This is a genomic window from Kitasatospora sp. NPDC088346 (assembly GCF_044740765.1).
In the GTDB taxonomy this organism is placed as follows: Bacteria; Actinomycetota; Actinomycetes; order Streptomycetales; family Streptomycetaceae; genus Kitasatospora.
Genome location: NZ_JBIURH010000038.1, coordinates 27507 through 53460 on the forward strand (window position 1 = coordinate 27507; position 25954 = coordinate 53460).

Annotated in this window: 14 protein-coding genes; 9 read left to right on the forward strand and 5 right to left on the reverse strand. The window is 73.9% G+C overall.

The window, feature by feature from the left end:
• Positions 1-154 precede the first annotated feature (154 nt).
• From ACIOFR_RS32085 to ACIOFR_RS32105, 5 genes are all read left to right on the forward strand, one after another.
• Positions 155-7417 carry an RHS repeat-associated core domain-containing protein gene (locus tag ACIOFR_RS32085; RefSeq protein WP_401002753.1) on the forward strand — a complete coding sequence of 2421 codons (7263 nt, stop codon included), beginning with the start codon at positions 155-157 and terminating at the stop codon, positions 7415-7417.
• A 17-nt stretch (positions 7418-7434) separates the two neighbouring features.
• Positions 7435-7722 (forward strand): hypothetical protein, encoded by a 288-nt coding sequence (locus ACIOFR_RS32090; protein ID WP_401002754.1) that lies wholly within the window; start codon positions 7435-7437, stop codon positions 7720-7722.
• Between the two features lie 247 nt (positions 7723-7969).
• Positions 7970-9436: a hypothetical protein gene (locus ACIOFR_RS32095; protein WP_401002755.1), complete on the forward strand. Its 1467-nt coding sequence runs from the start codon at positions 7970-7972 to the stop codon at positions 9434-9436.
• Positions 9437-9494: 58 nt separating this feature from the next.
• Complete coding sequence (locus ACIOFR_RS32100) at positions 9495-10745, forward strand: AAA family ATPase (RefSeq protein ID WP_401002756.1); 1251 nt, start codon at positions 9495-9497, stop codon at positions 10743-10745.
• Between the two features lie 50 nt (positions 10746-10795).
• Positions 10796-12025 (forward strand): VWA-like domain-containing protein, encoded by a 1230-nt coding sequence (locus ACIOFR_RS32105; RefSeq protein WP_401002783.1) that lies wholly within the window; start codon positions 10796-10798, stop codon positions 12023-12025.
• Here the strand turns inward: ACIOFR_RS32105 and ACIOFR_RS32110 are convergent.
• Positions 11974-12738, reverse strand: coding sequence for a DUF4386 domain-containing protein (locus ACIOFR_RS32110; protein ID WP_401002757.1), 765 nt, complete (start codon positions 12736-12738; stop codon positions 11974-11976). The genes ACIOFR_RS32105 and ACIOFR_RS32110 overlap by 52 nt on opposite strands.
• Positions 12739-13017: 279 nt before the next feature.
• Here ACIOFR_RS32110 and ACIOFR_RS32115 point away from each other — a divergent pair, with 279 nt between their 5' ends.
• The 3 genes from ACIOFR_RS32115 (at position 13018) to ACIOFR_RS32125 (ending at position 20079) form a co-directional block, all read left to right on the forward strand.
• Complete coding sequence (locus ACIOFR_RS32115; RefSeq protein ID WP_401002758.1) at positions 13018-14268, forward strand: sensor histidine kinase; 1251 nt, start codon at positions 13018-13020, stop codon at positions 14266-14268.
• Positions 14265-14933, forward strand: a complete 669-nt coding sequence (locus ACIOFR_RS32120) for a response regulator (RefSeq protein ID WP_401002759.1) — start codon at positions 14265-14267, stop codon at positions 14931-14933. The genes ACIOFR_RS32115 and ACIOFR_RS32120 overlap by 4 nt, the downstream gene beginning before the upstream one ends.
• A gap of 319 nt (positions 14934-15252) precedes the next feature.
• On the forward strand, positions 15253-20079 hold the full coding sequence (locus tag ACIOFR_RS32125) for a DUF3320 domain-containing protein (RefSeq protein ID WP_401002760.1): 4827 nt from the start codon (positions 15253-15255) through the stop codon (positions 20077-20079).
• Between the two features lie 183 nt (positions 20080-20262).
• Here ACIOFR_RS32125 and ACIOFR_RS32130 read toward each other — a convergent pair whose 3' ends face one another.
• From ACIOFR_RS32130 to ACIOFR_RS32140, 3 genes are all read right to left on the reverse strand, one after another.
• Entirely contained in the window at positions 20263-21399 is a 1137-nt protein-coding gene (locus ACIOFR_RS32130; RefSeq protein WP_401002761.1) for a sulfite oxidase, read from the reverse strand.
• 120 nt (positions 21400-21519) lie between these two features.
• Complete coding sequence (locus tag ACIOFR_RS32135) at positions 21520-22428, reverse strand: hypothetical protein (protein ID WP_401002762.1); 909 nt, start codon at positions 22426-22428, stop codon at positions 21520-21522.
• Complete coding sequence (locus tag ACIOFR_RS32140; protein ID WP_401002763.1) at positions 22425-23216, reverse strand: ParA family protein; 792 nt, start codon at positions 23214-23216, stop codon at positions 22425-22427. The genes ACIOFR_RS32135 and ACIOFR_RS32140 overlap by 4 nt, the downstream gene beginning before the upstream one ends.
• A 221-nt stretch (positions 23217-23437) precedes the next feature.
• On the opposite strand from ACIOFR_RS32140, the gene ACIOFR_RS32145 reads away from it, so the two are divergent.
• The gene (locus tag ACIOFR_RS32145; RefSeq protein ID WP_401002764.1) at positions 23438-24646 is read left to right on the forward strand and encodes a cytochrome P450; all 1209 of its coding nucleotides are present in this window, start codon (positions 23438-23440) and stop codon (positions 24644-24646) included.
• A 25-nt stretch (positions 24647-24671) separates the two neighbouring features.
• Here the strand turns inward: ACIOFR_RS32145 and ACIOFR_RS32150 are convergent, their stop codons facing one another.
• The gene (locus ACIOFR_RS32150; protein WP_401002765.1) at positions 24672-25883 is read right to left on the reverse strand and encodes an FAD-dependent monooxygenase; all 1212 of its coding nucleotides are present in this window, start codon (positions 25881-25883) and stop codon (positions 24672-24674) included.
• Positions 25884-25954 lie beyond the last annotated feature (71 nt).

The following is a 25954-nucleotide window of genomic DNA, read 5'->3' on the forward strand; positions in this document are numbered from 1 at the left end:
TTGCTCTGACTTGCCCATGGCAATACGGTGCGGTCGGCCGAACGTGCCGTCAGCTGGCTGCTCGTCAGATGGCCGGCTGGCTCGAATGTCTCATGGGGGATCACACATGCACGCAGGACCGCGTGGAATTCGCGGTGCCCGGAAACGGGCCTGGATGAGACGGGGGACCGTCGCCATCGCGGCGGCCACCGTGTTCTCGCTGGCGACTCCGCTCGCCGTCGCCGACGTCGTCGTCGGCGGATATCAGTACGCGGACAAGGTCTGGGGCGCCGACCCGCTCCCCGACCAGCCGAAGGTCCCCGGCGCCCCGGTGGGCCGCCGCGGGGCGGACCTTCCGGCACCCGCGATCCCGCCCGGGGCGCGGGAGTTGGTTCCGCACGTGGTGAAGCCCGTGCGCTGGCCGGCCGCCGCGAGTGCCACCGTCGACCTGGCGAGGACCGCCGCGGTGCGCAGCCTGGCGGCGCCCGTCGGCGAGGCGAAGGCCGGCGGGCTGCCGGTCTCGGTCTCGCCCGCCGTGCCCACGGCGCTCGGCGCCCGGGCCAAGTCGCTGGCGTCGCCGGTCGCGCCGATCAGCCAGGTCTCCTCGGTCCGAGTGAAGCTCGCCGACCGCGGCCAGGCCAAGAAGGCCGGCGTGGACGGCCTGCTGGTCGGCCTGGACCGGTCGGACGACCGGGCGGAGACCGGAAACGTCGCGGTCTCGCTGGACTACGGCGCCATCGAGCAGGCGTACGGCGGTGGTTGGGCGTCCCGGCTGCAGCTGGTGGCGATGCCCGCGTGCGCGCTCACCACCCCGCAGCTCGCCGCCTGCCGCACCCGTACGCCGATCGAGGCGGTCAACGACCCGGTCAAGCGGAAGCTGAGCGGCACCGTCGCGCTGCCGGCCGCCGGTGCCAACTCCCGTGCGGCGAAGACGGGTAGCGCCTTCGCGGCGCCGTCGGCCGTGGCGGCCGCGCAGTCCTCCGGGGGTGTGGCGGTGGCCGCGGTGGGAGGCCGCAGCGGATCCCAGGGCGACTACGGCGCGACCTCGCTGTCCGCCTCGGGCGCCTGGTCCGCCTCCGCCTCGGGCGCGTTCACCTACCACTACCCGGTCACGGCGCCGCCGTCGCTGGGCGGTGCGGCGCCGACCGTCGGACTCGCGTACGACTCGCAGTCGGTCGACGGCGAGACCTCGGCCCGCAACTCGCAGTCGTCCTGGATCGGTGACGGCTGGTCGTACAGCCCCGGCTTCATCGAGCGCTCGTACAAGAGCTGCAAGGACCAGGGCATCGAGGACTCCGGCGACTCCTGCTGGGCCGGCTGGAACGCCACGATCTCGCTGGGCACCCACACCGGCCAGCTGCTGCGGGACGCCGACGGGGTCTACCACCTCCAGACCGACGACGGCACCAGGATCGAGCGGCTGACCGGCGCGACCAACGGCCTGTGGCAGGGCGAGTACTTCAAGGTCACCACGACCGACGGCACCGCCTACTACCTCGGCCTCGACCACGCGCCCGGCGGCACCGCGGACGACTCTACCGACAGTGCCTGGGGCATCCCGGTCTACCATCCCAAGTCCGGCGACCCGTGCCACAGTTCGGACAAGGGCGACGACTCGCAGTGCGACAAGCCGGTCGGTTACCGGTTCAACCTGGACTTCGTGGTCGACCCGCACGGCAACGTGCAGCGCTACGACTGGGCGACCGAGTCCAACTACTACAACATGGGCTTCGGCCAGATCCCCGACGAGGACAAGGACAAGAAGGGCGGCACCCTCACCAAGTACACCCGGGGCGGCCACCTCACCCAGATCTCGTACGGCTACCAGCTGGAGGACGCCCGGGCGGGCCGCGAGCCGGCCGCCAAGGTGGTCTTCCGCACGGCGCAGCGCTGCACCACCTCGGACACCGTCTGCAAGGACGGCAACCTCTCCTCGGACACCGCCGCCAACTGGCCGGACACCCCGTACGACCTGAACTGCCCCTCCGACTGGAAGACCAAGATCGGGGAGGAGGGTGACACCGACGGCGTCTGCCTGATGTCCGGGCCGAGCTTCTGGCAGACCTACCGCCTGAAGGGCATCGACACCAAGGTCCGGACGGCCTCCGGCTGGCAGGACGTCGACACCTACGAGCTGAAGCAGGTCTTCTCGGACGCCGGTGGCACCTACGACCCGGTCACCGGCAAGACCCAGGACCCGAAGGCCAGCGGTTCGCTGCAGTCGGTGATGTGGCTCTCGGAGGTCGTCCACACCGGCAAGGACACCTCGGCCGGCGGCGACGGCCAGATCAGCCTCGACCCGGTCAGCTTCGTCGGCATCGAGACGGACAACCGCGTCGACGGCCTCACCCCGGCCGCGCCGCCGCTGTACCACCCGCGGATCTCCAGCGTGCAGACCGAGACCGGCGAGTCGGTCGCGGTCACCTACCGGGCGCCGGAGTGCTCGCGCGAGAAGAAGACCATGCCGGCCTCGGCCGACTCCAACACCATGGCCTGCTACCAGGTTTTCTGGAACACCCCGGGCGGCAAGGACCCGATCGAGGACTGGTTCCACAAGACCCTGGTCTCCCAGGTCACCTCCAGTGACCGGACCAAGGCCGGCTCGCCCGCCAAGGTGACCAACTACGCCTACTCCGACGGCGCGGCCTGGCACCGGGACGACTCCGAGCTGACCGACGACAAGCACCGGACGTGGAACGAGTTCCGCGGTTTCCGGACCGTCACCACCACGACGGGCGCGGCCCCGGACCCGATCACCCAGAGCACCGTCTCCTACCTCCAGGGCATGGACGGCGACTACAAGGCGGACGGCTCCCGGCGCAGCGTCAAGGTGAAGAACTCGCTCGGCGAGGAGATCACCGACAGCGCGTGGCTGGCCGGCACCCCGTACGAGAAGCAGGGCTTTACCAAGGCCGGCGGCACCGTCGTCACCAAGACCCTGACCGACACGCCGGACTCGGTGGTCGTGGCGACCGCCGGCCGCACCGCGTGGACCTCGGAGGACCCGAAGCCGGACAAGCTGTCGACGCTGCCGGACATGACGTCGCGCCGGGTGAAGTCCAGCAGCAGCCGTTCGCTCGGCCTGCTCAGTGACGACAGGACCTGGCGGACCACCCGGAGCAGCACCACCTTCGACGACCTGGGCCGGATCTGGAAGGCGGACGAGCAGGGCGACCTGTCCGTGCCCTCCCAGCGGACCTGCACCGTCACCAGCTACGCGGACGCGCCGTCCGACAACCCGATGATGCTGGTCTACCCCAAGGAGACGATCAGCCTCGCCGGCCCGTGCGACACCAAGCCGGGGAAGAGCACCACGCTCAGCCACAAGCGGGTCTACTACGACGGCGACGGGACCGTCACCAACCCGGGCACCCTCGGTCGGCTCGGCCAGCGTGCCGGGTCGCTCGGCCTGGTCACCGCCACCGAGTCGGTCACCGACTACGACGCGGCCGGCAAGCCGCGCTTCCAGGTGCTCGGCGCGATGACGTACGACCGCTACGGGCGGGTCAGCCGCAGCACGGACGCGGCCGGGCAGACCACCGCGACCACGTACCTGCCGGCCACCGGGCTCCTGCCGACGTCGGTGTCGACCGAGAACCCGCTGAAGTGGACGGCGACCAGCACGGTCTCGCCGGGCCGCGGCTCGATCACCCACGCCACGGACGTCAACGGCCGGATCACCGACTCTGCCTACGACGCCCTCGGGCGCCGGGTGAAGGTGTGGATGCCGGGCCGGAACAAGGCGAACCAGACGCCCGACCGGACCTTCTCCTACACGGTGCACGGCGCCGGCGACAGCCCGGACCCGTCCACCGTCACCACCAGGACGCTGCGCGAGGACGGGACCTACAGCACCGAGGTCGCGTTCTACGACGGCACGCTGCAGGCGAGGCAGACCCAGACCACCACCGCCGACAACTCGGCGGGCCGGCTGATCTCCTCGACCTTCTACGACTCCCACGGGTGGACCTCCTCCGTCATCGCGAGCTACCACGACGCGGCCAACGCGCCGGGCACCTCGATGTGGGCGGAGACCAACAAGACCGGCCCGGCGGTGACCCGGACGTCCTACGACGGCCAGGGCCGGCCGGTCACGGTCCAGCAGGTGTCCTTCGCCAGCACGCTCTGGCAGGCCAGCACGGCCTACCGGGGCGTGGACCGGGTCGACGTCACGCCGCCGCCCGGCGGCAAGGCGAGCACGGCGTACACCGACGCGCTCGGCCGCAGGACGTCGACCGTCATGCGTGACACCACGCCGGACCGCAAGCTCGCCGGCGGCACCGTGATCGCCTCCGGGACGTCGGTGGTCTCCCGCAGCGTCCGACTCGCCGTGCAGGCCGACGGCAACCTGGTGCTGACAGCTCTGGCCGACGGGAGGACCCGCTGGTCCTCGGGCACTTCGGGCCACCCCGGCGCGTACGCGAGCGTGCTCGCCGACGGCAGCCTCGTGGTGCTGGACGCCACCGGGAAGACCACGCTCTGGACCAGCGGGAGCGGCGGGCACACCGGCGGCTACCTCAAGGTGCGCGGCGACGGCCGGATCACCCTGCACGACGGCACCGACGCCGAGATCTGGTCGGCCGGAACCGCGGACGCCACGCCCGCGGACATCACCACCGCCTTCACCTACACCGCCCGCGGGCAGGTCGACTCGGTCAAGGACACGGTGGGCAACACCTGGTCCTACACCTACGACCTCCAGGGCCGGGCGGTGGCCCAGACCGACCCGGACAGCGGCAGCTCCAGCAGCAGCTACGACCCGCTCGGTCACGTGCTGACCGTCAAGGACGGCCGCGGCCAGGTGCTCTCGTACACCTACGACGAACTCGGCCGCAAGACCGGGGAGTACAGCGGTGAGACGCCGGGTGACCCGGCGAAGCTGCTCGCCGACTGGTCCTACGACTCGCTCGGCAAGGGCCTGCCGGCCGTGTCGACCCGCTACGTGGGCGGCAAGGGCGGCAGCGCCTACGTCAAGAAGGTCAACGGCTACAACGCGGTCGGCCAGCCGACCGGTTCGACCACGGTGATCCCCTCCGCCGAGGGCAAGCTCGCCGGCACGTACACCACGGGGGCGTCCTACACCGGCACGGTGAGCCTGCTGGCGTCGACCACCTTCGGCACCGAGGGCGGCCTGCCCGCGGAGACGGTCGGCTACGGCTACAACCTCCAGGGCAAGCTGGTGGCGATGGGCACGGCCAGCCGGCCGTACATCGCGACCGTCGCCTACAGCCCGCAGGGCCAGGTCCTGCAGACCACCATCGGCACGCCGTCCAAGCAGCTCCGGACGGCGCAGACCTGGGACCAGGCCACCGGCCGGCTGGCCACCAACCGGGTCACCCTGCAGAACAACACGGCCAACCCGGTCTCGGCGACCACCTACGGCTACAACGCGGCGGGGAGCGTCACCGCCGTCTCCGACGTCCAGTCGAGCGGCGGCACGGACCGGGTGACCGACACCCAGTGCTTCGGCTACGACGCGCAGAACCGGCTGACCACCGCCTGGACGGACACCAAGGGCCTGACCGCGGCCACCGCCGGGCAGCTCGCCAAGTGCACCACGGCGGCCCCGTCGCCGAGCACCATCGGCGGGCCGGCCCCGTACTGGCTGGACTGGCAGTTCAACCAGCTCGGTGACCGGGTCCAGCAGGTCAACCACGACGTGAAGGGGGCGGCCGCCAAGGACGTCACCCAGAGCATCGGCTACCCGGGCGGCGGCACGAGCCCGGCGAAGAAGCCCAACGCGGCCAACTCCGTCACCACGGCCGGCCCGTCCGGCTCCACCACCGTCGTGCCCGACTACGACGCGGGGGGCAACACCAAGACCCGGACCGGTCCGGGGACCGCGACCCAGGGCTTCGAGTACAACGAGGAGGGCCGCACCAAGTCGGTCACCACCAACGGCAAGGAGGCGAGCTACCTCTACGACGCCGACGGCGGCCTGCTGATCCAGCGCAACCCCGGGACCAACCAGCTCTACCTCTTCGGCGGCGCGGAGCAGCTCAGCCTCGACACCGCCAAGAAGACCGTCACCGGCCTGCGGTACTACCGCAGCCCCGACGGCACGGTGATCGTCCGCTCCTCGGGCGGCACCGTCAACTACCAGCCGACCACCCCGCACGGCACCGCACAGCTCCAGGTGGACGGTGCCACGCTGGCCGTCGCCCGGCGCGCGTACGACCCGTACGGCAACCCGCGCGGCGCGGTGCCGACGGCCTGGGCCGACAGCCGGGGCTTCCTCGGCAAGCCCTCGGACGTGACCAGCGGGCTCGGCCTGCTCGGGGTGCGGGTCTACGACCCGGTGGTCGGACGGTTCCTCACCGTCGACCCGGTCTTCGAGTCGACCGATCCCAACCAGATGGGCGGCTACGGCTACGCGGCCGGCAACCCCACGTCCGGGAGCGACCCCAACGGCCTGTGGTGGAGCTGGGGTGACGTCGGGAGCTTCTTCACCGGCGTCGGCGACTCGATCGTCGGTGACCCGTACCAGTGGAGCGTCAACACCCTCTCCGACGGCTGGAACTCGTTCGCCGACATCGCCAACGGCGACAACCAGGTGTTCAACGACATGTTCGGGTACTCCAACGAGTCCCCGTTCCGGCTCGGGCACACCGGGTACGTCGACGACTCGCCGCTGGCCGACCTGTTCGGCGTGGACACCAGTTCCACGTCGTACTTCGCGGGCCAGGTGACCGGCATCGTCGGCTCGTTCGCGATCGACGGCTACGGCGCCGTCAAGGCGATCAGCGGTGGCATCAAGGCCGTCAAGGCGGTCAAGGCGGCGGTGTCCGACGGCGAGGACATCGTCAGCGCGGTCAAGAAGCTGCTCTCCGACGACCTCCCCACCACCACCAAGGCTGACCCGACACCGACCACGCCGAAGACGGAGAAGCCGAGCAGCCCGAAGTCCGGCACCGGCAAGGGCGGCGACGACCCGGGCGCTCCCGCGTCCGACACGCCGGCGGCCGGCAAGGACGCCGGGCGTCCCAGCGGCGGCGGCGCGCCCGACAGCGGTGGCGGCGGGTCCACGCCGAAGGGACCGAAGCCCGGCAAGGCGGAGGACACCCTGGCGGGGGCGAACCCCGGCGGTTACACCGACAACTGCGGTGCCTGCGCCCAGGCCGGCGACAGCCGGCTGGCGGGCACCCACAGCGGTGCCACGGCGTGGGACAGCGGGATCCTCGCCCCGGAGGAACTGGAGTACAAGTTCGACTCCCTGTTCCACCTGACCGAGGGCCCCGAGGACATCGCGCACCAGCTGTCCGTGCTCGGCTACGGAACCCGTGGCATCGTGTTCGGCTGGACCGACGGCGTCGACGTCGGCCACTACTTCAACGTGGTGAACGACGCCGGTGTGATCAAATTCCTGGACTACCAGAGTGAGACGCACGCCGTGACGTCGGACTGGCAGAACCTCGAACTGATGATCACATGGTGGTGAGTCAGGAAAGGACGCGGATGGTGAGCATGGACCAGGAGTCGGCACGGCTGGTGGCGGAAGCGTACTGCCGTGAGCGGGTCCGCAACTGGGACGAGCGTGCGTTCCGGCTGAGGATCGACGAGACGGTCACCGTCGAGGGCGCCTACGTCTTCGGCTACCTGCCGACGGTTCCCGACTCGCGCGGGCGACTGCGCGTCGGCGGGAACCTCCCGGTGATCGTGGACCGGGAGACCGGCGACTGCCGGTTCGTCGCAGGCGTCACGGAGTACTTCGCACTCCGCGACGCGAAGCAGCAACAGGACTGACCGCCCCTACCGAGGCCGGTGCCCGGGTGTGCTCCCCGCACACCCGGGCACCGGCGTCTCCGGGGCCGTCGGTGCGGGGCCGTCCGTCCGCGGGGGAGTGACCGGGAGCCGGGCCGGCGGTCCCGCGAGGTCTCCTCCCGGCGGCGGAAAATACCGCGCGGGCGGGACGTGTCGGGGCTAGGCTGCCCGCGATGACCACTCGGACTCTCCTCAGATCGGGGGTCCCGTCCGCGCCAGGTGAGTGCTGATGCTCACTCGGAACGCGAACGGGGATTCCCGCCACTCCTTCTGGCTGCGCGTGCGCGAGTACGCCGTGCCGCCGTCCATGATCGACGCCGCGTCCGCCCGCCGCTCCGTGGGGGACTGGGCGGGGGCCTGCGCAGCCGCCGGCCTCGACGTCGACCTCGACCTGCGCCGGCTGGCCCGCACCCGCGGACGCGACCTCGCCGCCCTGATCCGGGCCGATCTGCGTCACCTGGCGCCCGACCTGCTGCGCTGGCACTTCCCGCGGATCGCCCCCGACGGGCTGCTGCGGCCGGGGCTGACCCTGACGCTGGCGCGGTACGGGACCGCCGGGCGTGACCGGGCGGGTCCCGTGCACCTGGTGGTGCGGACCCCGCCGGCCTGGGCGGACGCCGGGCAGCGGATCAGCCTCGCGCTGTGGGACGGCGACTCCCCGGGGGCGGCCGACGCCTGCCGCCACCCCCGTCCCCGCCCCGACCGGCGGTTCCGCCTGGACCTGCACCGCCACCTCTGGGACGCGCGCCGGGCCGACGAGCTGCGGGTCCGCTCCGGGGCCGATCTGCCGCTGTCCGCCGGCCCGCTGTCCGCCGGCCCTGCGTCCTCCGGCCCGCTGTCCGACGGCTCGCCGGTCGCCGTGCCGCCGATCGTGCTGCCGCCGGGGCGTCGTTGCGCCGTCGACCGATGGGCGGCCGAGGCGGCGATCCTGCTCCGCGCCGAGGGCCGCACCCCCGGCGCCACCGGTGCCACCCGCGCCGTCGGCGTGCGACTCGGCGGGCGGCACCGGCTGGTGCTGGAGCTCTCCGGGGACACGGACGCCCCCGGGCCGCCCGCCGTCCGGAGCGCCGCCGCGCCCCCCGGCGGTGGCTTCGCCGCGCTGCCGTTGCTGCCCCACGCCGCGACCTGGGTACTTCCCGACCTGGACCTGCTGCGCACCGGCGCGATCGAGGCCGACCGCCTGCACCCGCTGGTGGCCGCCGCGCTGGTGCCGGGCCGCCGCCCGGACGCCGGGCCCGTCCGGGCCGCCGACCCGCCGGGCGCACCGCAGCTGGTGGAGTGCCGGGGAGCCCGGCACCGGATCGGTCTGGTCGACGGCGTCCTGGCGCCGCTGGACCACGACCCGGCCGAGCTCCGCCGGGAGGAACTGCTGGTCGCCCTGACCGGTACGCCACTGCCGTGCCTCCGGGCCGTCGACGAGGCGCACCGCAGACCCGACTGCCTCGGCGGCGTCCGCGAACGCCTGGACCACGGCGACACCGTCGGTGCGCTGGCCGTGGTCGAGGGGCTGCTCGGCCCCGACGCCGTGCTGCGCGGCGGCGCGCTGCGCGACGAGCTGGCGGCGGCCGCGGAGCAGCGGATCACGTACGGGCTCTACCGGGCCGGTCTGATCGGCCCCGGTCCGGGCCCCGACCGGCCGGCCCGGCGCCGCTCCGGCGATCTCCGTTCCCGCCCGCGCCACCGGATGCCTCGCTGACCCGGTGCCCGCCCCGGCCCGTTCTCCGTTCCCACGAACTCCTGACAGGTGATGAAGCATGCCCGCATCCGTTCCGTCCGCACCCCAACTCGACGTCGCCGGTGACCTGTTGGCGCTGCTGCGCGAGTCCGCCACCGAACCGCGCCCCGATCCGCAGCTGGAGGCGCTCACCCTGGCCGTGGCCGCCGACCTGCCCGTGCTCCTGTGGGGCGAACCGGGGATCGGCAAGACCGCGGCCCTGACCCAGCTCGCCACCGCCCTGGACCTCCCGCTGACCACGGTGATCGCCAGCGTGCACGAGCCGTCCGACTTCTCCGGGCTGCCCGTCCTCGGGGACGACCCCGCCGAGCAGGGCGTCCCGATGGCCCCGCCCGACTGGGCGGTGCGGCTGGTCCGGGCCGGCCGGGGGCTGCTCTTCCTCGACGAACTGTCCACCGCACCGCCGGCGGTGCAGGCCGCCCTGCTCCGACTGGTGCTCGAACGCCGCGTCGGAGCCCTGCAACTGCCGCCCGGGGTGAGGATCGTGGCCGCCGCCAACCCGCGTTCCTCGGCGGCCGACGGCTGGGAACTGAGCCCGCCGCTGGCCAACCGGTTCGTCCACCTCCAGTGGACCCACGACCACGACGTGGTGGTCCGCGGCCTGGGCGGCACCTGGCCGCGGGCGACGCTGCCCCGGCTCGATCCGGAGCGGCTGCCGCAGGCCGTCGCGTTCGCCCGCCGCGCGGTGTGCGGGCTGCTCGCGGCCCGGCCCACGCTCGTCCACCGGTTGCCGACCGGCGAGACCCGCCGCGGCGGTCCGTGGCCGTCGCCCCGGAGCTGGGAGATGACGCTGTGCCTGACCGCGTTCGCCACCGCGGCCGGCGCCTCCCGGGACGTGCTCTCGCAACTGGTCAGGGGCACGGTCGGGGACGGTCCCGGGCTGGAACTGCTGGCGAGCCTGGACCGGTTGGACCTGCCCGACCCCGAGGCGCTGCTCGCCGACCCGGCGGCCGCCGTGCTGCCCGAGCGCGGCGACCTGCGGCAGGTCGTGCTGGACGGCGTGGTGGAGGCCGTCCGCAGGCGCCCGGACCGGTCCCGCTGGGACGCGGCGTGGACGGTGCTGGTCGGCGCGCTGGAGACCGGCGCCCCGGACCTGGTGGTCGTCCCGGCGACCACCCTCGCCTCGCTGCGCCGGCAGGACTGGGACGTGCCGGCGGCGATCGAGCGGCTGGCCGGCGCGGTCGCGCTGTCCCGGCGGGCGGACCGCGCCGCCGACCGGGCCGCGGAGCGGCTCACGGCCGCCGCGGGCACCGCCGGGCAGGCGCGGTGACCCCCGCCCCGCAGGCGTCGCCCGCCCCACCGGTGGCCCCCGCCCCGTCGATGGCCCCCGGCCTGGACCTCGACAAGCTGTTCGCGGCCAGGCTGCTCGCCGCGCGGGCCCGGCCGTACCTGGCGACCGCCCTGTTCGCCCTGCACACCGTGGAGTCGCGACGGGTGCCGACGATGGCCGTCGACCGGCACTGGCGGTGCTACGCCTCGCCGGGGTTCGTCGAGCGCACCCCGGTGGAGGAGCTCGCCTCGGTGTGGGTGCACGAGGTGTCGCACCTGCTGCGCGACCACCACGGGCGCAGCGACCGGGTCGCGCGGGAGCGCGGGCTGACCGGCCCGGGCGAACGGCTGCGGATGAACATCGCCGCGGACCTGGAGATCAACGACGACGTGTACGGCGACGGCCTGGTCCGGCCCGGGGGCGCCGTCCAGCCGAGCTCCCTGGGGCTGCCCGCGGGGGAGCTGATGGAGGACTACCTGCGGCTGTTCGGCCTCGGACCGCAGACGCAGGACCTGGCCTGGCTGGACTGCGGCAGCGGCGCCGACGGCCTGGAACGCGAGTGGGAGCTGGGGCCGGACGGCGCGCACGGTCTCGGCGCGCAGGAGCAGGACGCCGTGCGGTTCCGGGTGGCGCAGGGCATCACCGGCCGGCCGGGGACGGCCCCGCAGGGGTGGCGGCGCTGGGCCGAGGAGGCGTTCCACCGGCCGCAGCCGTGGCGGGAGTTGCTGGGTGCGGCGGTCCGTTCGGCGGCGTCCGGCGCGGGCGCGGGCCAGGACTACACGTACGGCCGGCCGTCCCGGCGCTCGGCGGGGGTGCCGGGTGCCGTCCTGCCGAGCCTGCGGCGCAGGCCGCCGCGGGTCGCCGTGGTGATCGACACCTCCGGGTCGGTCAGCGACGCCGAACTGGGCAGCGCGCTCCTGGAGGTCGCGGCGATCTCCCGGGCGGTGGGCGGCCGCCGGGACCTGGTCACCGTGCTGCCGTGCGACGCGGCGGCCCGGGTGGTGCACCCGCTGTGCCGCGCCGAGGGGATCCCGCTGCTGGGCGGCGGCGGCACCGATCTGCGGACGGGCTTCGCGCGGGCGCTGCGCCTCCAGCCCCGGCCGGACGTCGTCGTGGTGCTGACGGACGGTCAGACTCCGTGGCCGGACCACCGGCCGGCGTGCCGGACGGTGGTGGGCCTGTTCCCCCGGCCGCGCGGGGGCAGGTCGTGGCGCGAGGACGATCCGGACTACGCGCCGAACTCGCCGCCCGCGTGGGCGCGGGTCGTCGACATCGGGTGAGGCCCGGGCCGGGTGGGCGGGGCGGGCCGCGCGCCGGCCGCGGGCAGGTCGATGCCCCTCACCAGCAGCCACCCGGCGAGCGTCATCTCGAACGCGAACACCGGGAGCGCGCACAGCGCTCCCCAGCCGGAGAGCTGGTCGTAGACGCCGAACATCACCAGCGCGGCGGAGAGGAGGATCAGCGGGCCGCCGACCACACCGAGCAGCGCCACCGGGCGCGGTACGGCCCGCGTCCGGTACAGGAACCAGGCCAGCATCAGGGTGCTCGGGGCCAGCGCGAGGTTGGGGCCGACCAGGAAGGTCCAGTCGTGGACCGCCACCAGGGCCCGTCCGACCGCCAGGTACGCGGAGGGGTCGGCGTCCGGCGTCCGGGCGAAGTCCTGGTGCAGCGTCACGACCGAGAGCAGGCTGATGGTGCCCACGAGGATGACGGCGGCCTCCAGCAGCCGGAAGCAGACGTACCCCAGCGCGAACCCCTGGCGGTACCGCCGCAGGAGCGGGAAGACGGTGACGGAGATGCCGATGACCGCGAACGCGCAGATCACCTCCAGGAACGCCCCGGCCGCCACCTGGGTCGCGTGGGCGGGGCCTGTGACGGGGTAGTCGGGGTGGTCCAGGACCGGGCCGTACTGGAGGAGTCCGGCGATCGAGGTGACCGTCGCGAGGACGAACAGGGCCCCCGTGGTCGTCGCTGTCCTGCGGTGTGTGCTCATCGTCCTGCTTCCGTTTCGTCGCGCTGCGGCGTGGTCGGGGTGGGCCGTGCGGCCGGCGTCGGTGCCCAGCGCTGGTGCTGGCGCCGGGGTGGTGCCGGGGTGGTGCCGGGGTGGTGCCGTCCCGCGGCCCGGCCGGTCGCCTCCGGTGACCAACAGACTGCCGGCCCGGCCCGGCCCGGACCTCCCGCCGCGGGCGGGAACCGCCTCCACCCCAGGGTGGAGACGGCCCAGCCGCAGGGAGGTCCCGCGGGCTGCCGCGGCCCCCTACGCTGTGGCCCCATGACGACTCGAACACCGCCGCCGACCAAGCCGCTTCGGCCGGACGCGCCGCCCCGAGCCTGGTCACGGGTGTGGCCGTACCTGCTCGCGGCGGCCGTCGGCGGCATCGCCTGGATCGCGCACGCCGCCGTCCTGCTCTCCGGGACGCCCGCACCGGCGCAGCGCGAACGCGTCGGCACCGCCCTGCTGCTGGACCTGCTGCTCGGCGTGGTCGCGCTGGCCCTGCTGACACTGCGGCGCCGCTTCCCGCGGGCCGTCGCGTACGCGGCGGTGGCGGTGGCCCCGGTCTCGGTGGCGGGGCTGGGGGCGGTGGTCCTGGCGGTCGGGTCGATGGCGACCGGGCGCCGGCGGGGGTGGATCCTCGGAGCGGGGGCGCTGGCGGCGGTCGGCGCGGCGCTCGCGCAGGGCGTGTACCGCCCGTGGCTGTCGCCCGCGGTGGACGGGGGCGCGCCCTCGGTGGCGGCCGACGTCCTGGTGGTCCTGGCGGTCTACGCGGCCGCCGCCGCCACCGGCGGCTACCTCGGGACCCGCCGCGAACTGCTCGCCTCGCTGCACGAGCGGGCACTGACCGCCGAGCGCGAACGGGCGCTGGCCGCCCGCGCCGCCCGCGACGCCGAGCGCACCCGGATCGCCCGGGACATGCACGACGACCTGGCGCACCGGATCTCCCTGGTGGCGCTGCACGCCGGGGTGCTGACGTTCCGGGAGGACCTCGACCGGGCCGAGACGGCGGCCGCCGCGCGGACCATCCAGAGCAACGCGCAGCTGGCCCTGACCGAGCTGCGCCAGGTGCTCGGCGTGCTCCGGGAGGGTCCGACGGCGGAGGGCGGTCAGCGGTCCCGGCCGACGCTGGCGGAGCTGCCAGCGCTGCTCGCGGACGCCCGGGAGGCCGGTGCGGTGGTCCGGCTCGACACCTCCGGCCTGCCCGGGGGCACCGGGTCCGGCCTCGGCGGGATGCCGGAGACGGTGTCGCGGACGGCGTTCCGGGTCGTCCAGGAGGCGCTGACCAACGCCCGCAAGCACGCCCCCGGCGAGGCGGTCGGGGTACGGCTGGCCGGTGCGCCGGGCGGGCGGCTCGGCATCGAGGTCCGCAACCGGGTCGGCGCCGGGCCCGGCCTGGCACTGCCGTCGGCGGGGGTCGGCCTGGCGGGGCTCCGCGAACGGGCCGAACCGGACGGTGGGACCGTCGAGTTCGGGACGGAGCGCGACGGGGACTTCGTGCTGCGGGCGAGCCTGCCGTGGCCGGTGTGACCACCGTCCGGGTCGTGCTGGCCGACGACGACCCCCTGGTACGGGCCGGCCTGCGGATGATCCTGGAAGGCGCCCCGGACCTCCGGGTGGTGGGCGAGGCGTCCGACGGGCACCAGGCCGTCGACCTGGTCGAACGCGAGCTGCCGGACGTCGTCCTGATGGACATCCGGATGCCGGGGACGGACGGGCTCGCCGCCACCCGCCGGCTGCGGGAGCGGGGCGCCACCGCCCGGGTCGTCATCCTGACCACGTTCGACACCGACGAGACGGTCCTGACGGCGCTGCGCCACGGCGCGGCGGGGTACCTGCTCAAGGACACCCCGCCGGCCGACCTGGTCCTCGCCGTCCGCAAGGTGGCCGCCGGCGAGCCGATCCTGTCCGCCGCCGTCACCACCCGCCTGATCGCCGCCGTCACCGCTGCCCCGGACGACTCCCGCGGCCGGGCCGCCCGAGCCCTGCTGGACCGCCTCACCGACCGCGAACGCGAAGTCGCCCACGCGGTCGCCGAGGGTCTCACCAACACCGAGATCTCCCGGCTGCTCTTCATGGGCGTGGCCACCGTGAAGACCCACGTGGGCAGCGTCTTCGCGAAGCTGGAGGTCACCAACCGCGTCCAGGTCGCCCGCTGCGTCCACGACGCCGGGGAAGGGCCGGGGGCGAACTGACATCGCACCGGCGATCTGACCTCGAACGGGGATTCGATCTGACGTAGCGCCAATATTGCGTCAAGACACGGCAGTTATGTCGAGAACGATCTGGTCGTACGGGTGCGGGGCGCCGCGGTGGACTGGTAAGAACGTGTGCATCCCGACGACGTACACCAGCCGGACGGCGGACTGACTCCGGCGGTGCGCCCGGCCTCCGGAGGTAGCCGCACCCATGCATGATCGGCCGATCCAACGCCCCGCACGCTCAGCCGGTGGCGATCCCGGGCTCGATCGCCTGAAGCTCGTCCTCACCGGTTGGCGCACGTCCTTGCTGGACATGGGGGGACGCAACCGGCTGCTGAACTTCCGGCACACCAGGACGGCGACCCTGGAGGTGAACGCGCCGGATGCCGCTGAACTGGTGGCGGGGCTGTCCAAAGGGTGGGACTTCGCACCGGTCGTCGACGAGTCCGACCTCCGGGAGGCGCCGCCGCGACGGGGACTGGTCACCCAGAAGACCACCCAGTCCTCGTTGAACGCGGCTCTCCACCAACTCCGCAGCAAGTCGGGTCAGATGTTCAACGACTACGGTCTCTGGGTGCTCTGGCTGGGTGTCGGCATGCTGGACTGGCGGGAGGAAGGCGCTCAGGAGAGTTGCTCGGCCCCCTTGCTGCTTCTCCCGGTCGAACTGCGAAGGACCGGCCGGGGCAGCGTCAGGTTGCACGCGGCGGAGGATCAGGACCGGATCCACAATCCCGCGCTCGCGGTGAAACTGGAGCGGATGGGGATCGACTGGAGCTCCGTGCTCGACACCGACATCGCCGACCTGCCCGCCGTGATGACCGCCGCCCGCCGGGTCGCTGACGCGCGGCAGGGCTGGCGGGTCGAGGAGCGCATGGTCATCGGCCTGTTCGCGTCCTACAAGGAGGCGATGTACCAGGATCTCCACCAGAACGAGGAGCAGATTCTGGCCCACCCGTTGGTGCGGGCCGTCGCGTTGGGCCCCGATGCGGGACTGCCGGGGGACCTGATCGACTTCGAACCGCCGGCGCTCGACCGGATCGACGAGATCCAGCTGCCGGAGCGCACCCCCCTCGTCCTGGACGCGGACGCCTCGCAGCGCCAGTGCATCGCCGCCGCCCTCGACGGCCGGTCGTTCGTGATGAGCGGCCCGCCCGGCACGGGCAAGAGCCAGACCATCACCAACATGATCGCTGCACTGATGCACGCGGGGAAGACCGTCCTGTTCGTCAGTGAGAAGGCGGCCGCACTCGACGTGGTGCGAAATCGCCTTCGCGGTGTCGGCCTCGGCGACTTCGTCCTGTCGCTGCACAGCGGCGACACCTCCCGGAAGGCCGTGGCGACGGAGCTCGCCCGGGTGCTGACCACCGAGGCACGGCTGGCCGGCGCGTCGGAGCACGAACTGGACCGGGCGCGCCGACTGCGTGAGGAACTGTCCGCGTACGCCGCCGCGATGAACCAGGTCCGTGCGCCGCTGCAGCGGACCCTCCACGACGTGCTGGGCCGCCTGGTCCTGCTGGATCAGGCGGGCACGCCCCGGCTGCCGCTGAGTCAGCACGGTTCCGGGTCGGTGGCCCGGCTCGGCGCCGGAGCGCTTCAGGCACTGACGTCCGCGGCAGAGGCCGTGAGCCGTGCCTGGCGTCCGGTCGCCGAGGGCGAGGCGTTCGTCTGGCGCGGACTGGAGGGGCCGGCGGCCCTCACCGTCGCCGACGAAGCCGTCGACGCACTCGCAGCGGTGCACACCGCTGCCGAGCGCTACCCCTTTGCCGACGTCGTCCCGAATCAGCGGACCGTCGACGAGCTTCACCGGCTCGTCCGCGTACTGCGTGGTGGCCTCCAGGGTCGGCCCGGCACTCCACGTGCGGCCTTGCCGGAAGGGCTGCCGGACGCGCTCGGCCGGTTGGCCGAGCTCTTCGGGGCGCCGGCGCCGAGGACGCCCGACGCCGCCTTCGCGCTCGTCGAACTGGCCGACCTGACGTCCGCGCCGCACCGCCCGCCGCGATCGTGGTTCGACCCGGGCGCCCTGGGCCGAGCGCACCAGGCCGCGCAGAGCCTGGAACTCTCCCTCGCCGCGGAGGCTCGGGCCCGTGCCGCCGCATCGGACGTCTTCGGGACGCAGGTTCTCGGCGCAGCGGACCTGAGCGGTCTGATCCGGCGCTTCGAGACCGAGCACCGAGGCCTGCTGACGCGCTACTCCGCCCGGGCCAAGGCCGACCGCGCGGCGGTGGCAGCGCTGACCCACCACGGTACCTGGCACAAATCGCTCGTCGGCAGGCTCGCTCAGGCCCTGGCGTGGCAGTCGGCAGCCGCCGAAGTCGCCCGCGTGGCGGCCGAACACGAGCCCCTCCTGGGTGTCCGCGCCACCCGCGACGAGGACGGTCTTCCCGCACTCCGAGCCGCGCTGGTCACCGCCGACCGGATCGCGGAACTGACCGGTGCGGACTGGGGCGCAGGACGCCCGGCCGACCTGCTGGCAGAGGATTCGGAACCCGGTGAGCTGCCGCACCTGCTGGCCACGGGCGTTCGGGAGGCGCTGGGGGACTGGTGCGATGCCACGGACGAGCGGATCGCCCGGTGGTCCACGGCGGCGACGGCACTGCGCGGTCTCTTCGCTCCGTCCCGCAGCTCCCAGCTGTGGCTTCGGCTGTCGGGCCCGATGAAGCAGGCGCAGGAGGCCGTGGACGAGCTGGTCGCCGATCGGCGCGGGCCGGAGGAATGGCAGGCGTACCGGGACGGCCTCGCGTCGCTTGCCCGCCACGGTGTGGACGACGTGGTGGCCCGGGCGGCCGAGCGCGGCGTCCGGCCCGAGCAACTGCCCGAGGTGGTCGAACTGGCGGTACTCACGTCCTGGGCCGACGGCATCCTGTCGACCGACGACCGGCTCCGCACCACCCGTTCCACCGACCTGGACGCGAGGGTCGCGAACTACCAGGAGGCCGACCGCCGGCTGGTGGCCGCCGCCGGAGGAGCGGTCATCGAGGCGTGCAACCGGCGCCGGCCGCGCCGTCTGGGCGCCGGCGCCGCGGGAGTGATCATCCGGCAGGCGGAACTGAAGAGCCGGCACCTGCCGGTCCGTGACCTGCTGGGGAAGACCCGGGACGTCGTGCTGCCGGTGAAGCCGTGCTTCATGATGAGTCCCTTGACAGTCAGCCAGTTCCTGCCGTCGGACTACCGGTTCGACGTGGTCGTCTTCGACGAGGCGTCACAGGTGCGTCCCAGCGACGCGATCAACTGCATCTACCGCGGTCGTTCGCTGGTCGTCGCCGGAGACGCGAAGCAGCTCCCACCCACCGCCTTCTTCGACTCCGCCGTCGAGGACGACACCGAGGAGTACAGCGAGGACGTCCCCGACTCGTTCGAGTCGCTGCTCGATGCCTGCAAGGCGGGTGCGATGCGCGAGCTTCCACTGCGGTGGCACTACCGCAGTCGCTATGAGGATCTGATCACCTTCAGCAACCGGTCGTTCTACGAGAACGCCATGGTCACCTTCCCGGGAGCGTTCGAGGAGGGGAACGACGTGGGTGTCGCGTTCCTCAGGGCGGACGGCGTCTACGACCGGGGTGGGCGACGGGACAACCGGACCGAGGCGGACCTGGTGGCCGAGCGCGTGATCCACCACTTCGACACCCGTCCCGGTCGCACTCTCGGCGTGGTCGCGCTCTCCCAAGCCCAGGCGTCCGCGATCGACCAGGCCGTCCAGCAGGCACGGCTCCGGCGTCCGGACCTGAACGACCGTTTCACGGAGGACCGGCTCGACGGCTTCTTCGTCAAGAACCTGGAATCGGTCCAGGGCGACGAGCGCGACGTGATGATCATGTCGATCGGGTACGGCCCGGACGAGCACGGCAGGCTCGGCCTCAACTTCGGCCCGATCAACAAGGCCGGCGGCTGGCGCCGGCTCAATGTGGCCGTGACCCGCGCCCGCCACCGGATGGAGGTGGTGGCCTCCTTCCACGGGAACAGCCTGGCCGACAGCCCGAACGAGAGCGTCCAGCACCTCAAGCGCTACCTCGACTACGCCGAGCACGGACCGGCCGTCCTGGCCAGGGACGTGATCCAGGAGGACGCCGAACCGGACAGCCCCTTCGAGGAGTCCGTGCTGCGGGTGCTGCGCGACTGGGGCTACCGGGTCCAGCCGCAGGTCGGAGTCGCGGGCTACCGCATCGACATCGGTGTACGCCATCCGGAACTGCCCGGAGCCTATGCACTCGGCATCGAGTGCGACGGTGCGATGTACCACTCCTCCAGGGCCGCACGGGACCGGGACCGGCTTCGTGAACAGGTGCTGGTCGGCCTCGGCTGGAGACTCCACCGCATCTGGGGGACGGACTGGTACCGCGGCCGCGCCGCCGCCGAGCTCCGGTTGCGCGAAGCGGTGGAGGAGGCCGTCTCCCGGGGACCGCTGTCGGTTCCGACCGGCTCCGGGCAGGTCGAGGCGCCTCGGGCGACGACGGACCGCGCCGACCCCGTGGTCGCGGACGGGGACACGGAAGCCGGGAACGCAGGAGCCGGCCCGTCCGCCGGCCCCGTCCGGGTGCCGAAGCAGGCGACGTCCGTCGAACCCGAGCGGGTGCCCGTTGCCGCGCCCGACCGGCCCTGGAGTTCTCCCTATCGGACCTACCGGGGTTCCGTGCACGTGCGGTACGAGCTGCACACTCCGGAGGCCCGACCCGCGGTCGAACGGGTGCTGCTGACGATCATCGCCGCCGAGGGGCCCATCCACGGAGACCTGCTGGTGCAGCGCGTGCGTGAGGCCTGGGGTACCGGGCGGGCCGGAACACGAATCCGTGACAACATCCGGGCCGTCCTGCACGGGCTCGAACGGACCGGACGGGTCACGCTGGACGGTGAGTTCGTCGACGCGGTGCGTGATGACGGACCGAAGGCCCGTCATCCCGAGCACGACGCCCCGCGCAAGTTCGCCCACGTTGCGCCGCGGGAGCGCAGGCTCGCGCTCAGGGAGCTCGCGGCCGAGTGCCCCGGGATGACCGTGGACGAGCTGGTCCGCCAGGTGTCGGAGTTCTTCGGGTGGCGTCGGGTGACGAGGGACACCAGGGCCGGCCTCGAAGCCGACGTCGAACACCTCCGCACCGAGGGTGTCCTCGACGCCGGGTCCGGCGGCATCCGAGTCGCGCAGGTGTGAACCGCGCCCCGATCCGGTCCGGAGACGGCGGAGCGGGCCTTCCAGGCAGAACGGTCGGGAAGGCCCGTGCTGCGGGCGGACGTCAGACCGGCTGCCGTGCGCCGAGCGCGCCACCGGCCCGGACATCCGGCCGGACGGGGTTGCCGCGCGACCGGGCCGCAGCCGAGGGCCGCTGACGTCCGCTCAGCCCGGTTCGCCGTCCGGGTCGGGGGCCGGCAGGCAGAGGACGGGGACGCGCTGGACGGCGTTGTTGCAGAAGCCGCCGGTGTTCCAGGCCTGGTCGAGCGGCTGGGTGTGCCCGTCGGCGTCGGTCGCCCGGGCACTGAGCACGTGGTGGCCGGGGGTGGCCGTCCAGTGGGCCTGCCAGCTCTGCCACGCCCACGGGTGGCCGCCCGCCGGGTCCAGGTCCGCCGCCGTCCAGGTCCGGCCGTCGTCGGTGCTCACCTCGACGGCGCGGACGGGCGCGGTGCCGGACCAGGCGCGCCCCTCCAGCAGGACCGGGCCGGGCCGTAGGACACGCGTGCGCGTCAGGAAGTCGGGGAAGCCGGGCGGGACGAGCAGCGCGCGCGGCGCGATCCTGGTCACGGGCCGCCCGGGGTCCTGCGGGGACTCGCGGATCCGGTAGGCCGTCGCCTGCTGGAACCCGGTGAACGGCGTGTCGACCACGCTGATGTCCCGCAGCCACTTGACGTGCGCCATGCCGTACCAGCCCGGGACCACCAGCCGCAGCGGGTGGCCGTGCTGCGGGGGCAGCGGCAGGCCGTTCATCTCGTACGCGAGCAGCACATCGGGGCGCATCGCCTCGGCGAGCGGGAGGCTGCGCCGGTAGTCCTGCTCGACGCCGCGTTCGACGCCGTGGTCGGCGCCGGTGAAGACCACCTCGACGGCGCCCTCCGCCACTCCGGCCCCGGCCAGCACCTCGTGCAGCGGAACGCCCGTCCACTCGGCCGTCCCGACCGCCTCGACCAGCCACGGCTGGCTGATCGGCCGTGGCCGGAGCCGGGCCCGGCCGTTGCCCGCGCACTCCATCGTCACCCGGCAGGTGACCGGCCGGCGCAGCCGCAGCTCGGCGACGTCGAGGGTGAGCGGCCGCCGCACCCGCCCGCCCACGGTGACCGGCCACCCGGCACCGGGCCGGACCCGGGGGATGTCGTAGTGCACCAGTACGTAGTGCAGGCCCGGCGGCGTCAGGTCGTCGACCATCGCCTCCAGCGGCAGGCCGTGGTTGCGGGCGGCGAGACCGAGTTCCGCCGCGGTGATCTCCTCGTCCGGCCCGGCCAGCCGGGCCGGGCCGCTCACCTCGCCGAGCCGTGGGTCCATCCGCGGTCCCTCCGCCGGTCGCTGCCGCACCTGCTCCCGACCTCCAGGTTAGGCGCCGCGGCGGCGCCCCGCCGCCGCGCCGCCACCCGGCCCGCCCAGGCGCCGGCCCGTCAGCGCCCGTCAGCGCCCGTCGGCCGCCGGGCGCCGCCGCCGGTCCACCAGGTCCGCCCCGACCAGGGCCGCCGCCCGGCGCAGCTGCCGGCGGAGGTCGGCCACGGCGGCCTCCGCCTCCTCGGGGAAGGCGTGCGCGGCGGTGGCCGGCAACGTCGGCGGAAGGTCGCGCAGCGCGGCCCGCAGGACCCCGGCGAGGCGTTCGAGGTCGCCGAGGGCCAGCCTGCTCTCGTCCACGTCGGGGGTGGGGACCGGCCGGTCGGCCGGCTCACGGCGCTCCCACTCGGTGCCGCTGCTGGGCGCGTAGCCGAGCTCGGCGCGGGCCGCGGTCAGGGCTTTCGCGGTCGGCCTGGTGCCGTGCGCGAGGACCTTCTCCACCACCTCCCGGACCTGCTCGGCGCCGTACTCGCGCAGCACCGGCACCAGCACCCGGGCCTGGGACTCGCGCAGCACCAGGTTGCCAAAAGCCGGATTTGGCAACAGTGCGGCCTGCACCGGGATCATCTCCAGCAGGCGGTGCGCGTAGGACCGGGACAGGTTCCAGCGCTCGGTCAGGTACTCGTCCCAGGTCGCGTGGGTCGCCCGGTAGAGCTTCCGGTCGTGGATCTCCCACAGCGCCGGCCCGGCGTGCTGGGCGAACCGCACGTGCGCGGCCTGCTTGTCCGCCTCGAACTGGGCCTCGGCCTGCCGGACCGCCTCCACCCCCTCGGCCTGCGCGGCGGCGACCCGCGCCTCCAGCTCGGCCAGGGTGCACTCGGAGAGCCGGACCGGCACGGCGGGGGAGTCCGGCGCGTCGGCGCGTTCGGTGGGCCGGGCGGCGGTACGGCGGCTGCCCGGGCGGTTGCCGATGAGCAGGGTCTCCGGCCCGGCCAGGGTCGCGGTGGAGTCGGGGCGCTGAAGGCGCGGGCGCTCGGTCATGCGGCGGCCTCCTGGAGGTCCTTGACCTTCGTGGCGAGCTTGGCGAAGTCGTCCGCGACCTCACGGGCGGGAACGGTCCGCAGTGAGCGGAGCGGTGCCACCGAGTCGGCGGCGGCCTTGACCACGGCCCGCTCGCGGATGTGCGGCGCCCACACCAGGCCGGGGAAGCAGGAGTCGAGCCCCTCGATCTGGAAGTCGTGCACCCCGAGCCCGGTGCGCACCCGCGACGGGACGACCCCCGCCACCCGCAGCCGGGGGTTGCTGAGGTCGTCGGCGTGGTCCCGGACGAAGTTCAGCACCCGCACCGCGCCCTCGATCCCGTCGAACTCCGGCTCGGCCACGATGAGCACCACGTCCGCGGCCACCATCGCCAGCTGGGTCAGGTGCCCGAGCGACGGCGGGCAGTCGAGCAGCGTGATCCGCCGGTCGTCGCACCCGGCCAGCGCCCGCCGGAGCCGCTTCACCGCGCCCACCGTGCCGGCCTCCGAGATTCGGTTCTCCAGCTCGAACCGGGCCGGCAGGACCCGGATCCGCAGGCCGTAGATCCCGCCCCAGCCGCAGGGCACGTACGCGTCCCTGGCCGCGCCCAGGGCGTCGCACTTGATCGCCTCACTGATCGTCATCTGGTCCGGCTCCGGCCGGGCCCCCAGCCGCCGGGAGGCGTTCCCCTGCGGGTCGACGTCGGCGACGTCCACCTCCTCGCCGGCCTCGGCCAGAGCGGCGGCGAGGTTGACCACCATCGCCGACTTCCCCGAGCCGCCCTTGTTCTGACACACCGCGATCCGCATTCGGACTCCCTCTCCGCCACGCTCCGGTCACCCTGGGGCAGGGGCCGTGCTCGCAGAGTAACTATCCGATCACCCAACAGCCCGAACAGCCGCCCACCCCGAACGAGGTACACCCGGACGGCGGCCGGGCGCCCGGCCGCCGCGGGGTGGCAGCACGCCGGGTGGTCCACCGGCGCGGCTACGCTCGGCACACCGCGCCCCGGACCGACAGGAGCCAACCCGTGCCGGCCGCCGAACCACCCGTCGTCCTCGACGCGGCCTTCCTCGCCGACCCGCAGGCCTCCTACACGGCCCTCCTGCGCCGGGGGCCGGTGCACCGGGCGGTCGCACCCGACGGGGCACCGGTGTGGCTGGTCACCGGGTACCGGGAGGTGCGGGCGGCCGCCGCGGACCCCCGGCTCTCGCTGAACAAGCGCCACGCCCGTACGAAGGGGCGAGCCGGTGACTCGCTGCCGCCCGAGTTGGACTCACACCTGCTCAACTCCGACGCCCCCGACCACACCCGGCTGCGCGGACTCGTGAACAGTGCCTTCGGCCCTCGCCGCGTCCGAATCCTGCGCGACCAGGTGCAGCGGACGGCGGACGGGTTGCTCGACCGCCTTGCCGGTCGCCGGAGCGCCGATCTCGTGGCCGATCTGGCGGAGCCCTTGTCGATGGCGGTCATCTGCGACCTGCTCGGCATCCCGGAGGGCGACCGTGTCGACTTCCGGACCTGGACGGACACCCTGCTCTCGCCCGACCCGGACGCCGCACACCGGTCCCGTGCGGCCATGAGGTCGATGCGTGGCTTCCTGGCCGGCCTGATCGCGGCCAAGCGCACCGCGCCCGCCGACGACGTCCTCTCCGAGCTGATCGCGGCCCGGGACGGGGGTGAGCGCCTCGGCGAGGACGAACTCCTCGCGATGGCCTTCCTCCTGCTGTTCGGCGGCTACCACAACTCCGCCGCGACGCTGGCCGCGACCGTGTTGGCCCTGCTGACGCATCCGGTCCGGGCCGCGGAGTTGCGCGGCGGCCGGCTGACCGTGGGTCAGGTTACCGAGGAGGTCCTGCGCCGGGAGTCGCCGGCGATGCTCTCCGTGCGTCGCTTCGCGCTGACGGAGGTCGAGATCGCGGGTGCCGTCATCGGTCCGGGCGAGCGCGTCTGGCTGTGCTGGGCCTCCGCCAACCGCGATCCGGCGGCGTTCGAGAAGCCCGAGGTGTTCGATCCGGGCCGCGCCGAACGGTCCCACCTGGCCTTCGGGCACGGTGCCCACCGTTGCGTGGGCGCGGCGCTGGCCCGGCTGGAGAACGAGATCGCGGTCACCACGCTGCTGCGCCGGTTCCCGGACCTCGCCCTCGGCGAGGTGCCCGAGACGCTCCCCCGGGCGGCCTCGCCGCGCAGCCGCGCCCTGCTCGCGCTGCCGGTGACGCTGCGGCGCGACCGGCCGTGAGGCCGCCGGCCCGGCCCGTCGGTCGTCAGCCGCGCAGGGCGTGGCCGCCGAAGCCGGTGCCTCCGCCCGCCTCCTGCCACCAGCGTTCGACGGCGGGCTGGTCCATGGTCTCCCACTGCGGGGTCTCCTGGACCTGGGCCCGGCCGAGGGTGCGGCCGAGTTCGAGGACGGCGCGGCCGACGGGGGCGCGTTCGGCGTCGTAGCGGTGCAGGGCCTCCTCCCAGGTCGCGGCGCCGGCCAGGGCGCATTCGAGCACGCTGGCGTCCTGGAGGGCCTTGATGGCGCCGCTGCCGGTGTGCGGGCGGGCGATCGAGGCCGCGTCGCCGACCAGGGCGAGACGGCCGTGGGCGAAGTGCGGTGCGGCCATGTCGTACATCGGCTGGACGAAGGCCTTGTCGGGGTCGGTGAGCCGGACCACCTCCTGCCAGTACGGCGGGAAGTGACGTTCGACCAGGGTGTCCTGGTGGGTGGCGAGTTCGGCGGTGAGGTCGCGTCCGGGCGGGGCGGACGGGTCGGCGAAGGGCAGGGAGGTGGAGGCGGGCGGGGTGGTGTAGAAGACCCAGTTGACGTCCGTGCCGGTGCCGCCGGGGCCGGGGATGCGGTAGACGATCATGTGTCCGCCGGGGAACACCACCGTGGTCGCGTCCCGGTCGTCGAAGGCCTCCGGCGGGTCGGGCAGCCGGTCGGCCGGCAGGGTCCCGCGCCAGGCCAGGTAGCCGCCGTAGCGGGCGACCGCGTCCGGGTACAGGGCGGCCCGGACGACCGAGCGGTAGCCGTCCGCGCCGATCACCACGTCGAAGCGCTCCTCGCTCCCGTCCGCCAGGCACACCACCGCCCCCGCCGCGTCCGGCACCACCCGGTCGACGGCGGCGCCGCCGCGGTAGTCGACACCGGCCGGGATCCGGCTGCGCAGCTCCTGCCAGAGCGAGCCCCAGTTGTACGAGCGGAACGGGAACGGCAGCACCCCGATCTCCCGGCCCGCGCGCCGCTCGCCGTCGCGCACCACCCAGGGGCGGCGTGCCAGCTGGACCCAGGGCATGCCGGCGTCGACGTGGCCGGAGGCCTCCAGTTCGGCGTACCGGTCGTTGTGGAGGGCCAGCCCGACGCCCCGGTCCTGGAGCCGTCCGGCGGCCCGTTCGAACACCACGACCTCGTCCGCACCCGTCCGTGCCGCGGCGAGCGCGGCCGCGCAGCCCGCCACGCTCCCGCCCACCACGGCCACCCGTCCTCCGCGCACCGCTCGTCCTCCGCGCACCGCTGGTCCTCCCGCGCCGCCTGCCGCTGTCCGTCCGACCCCGGGAGTTTTCG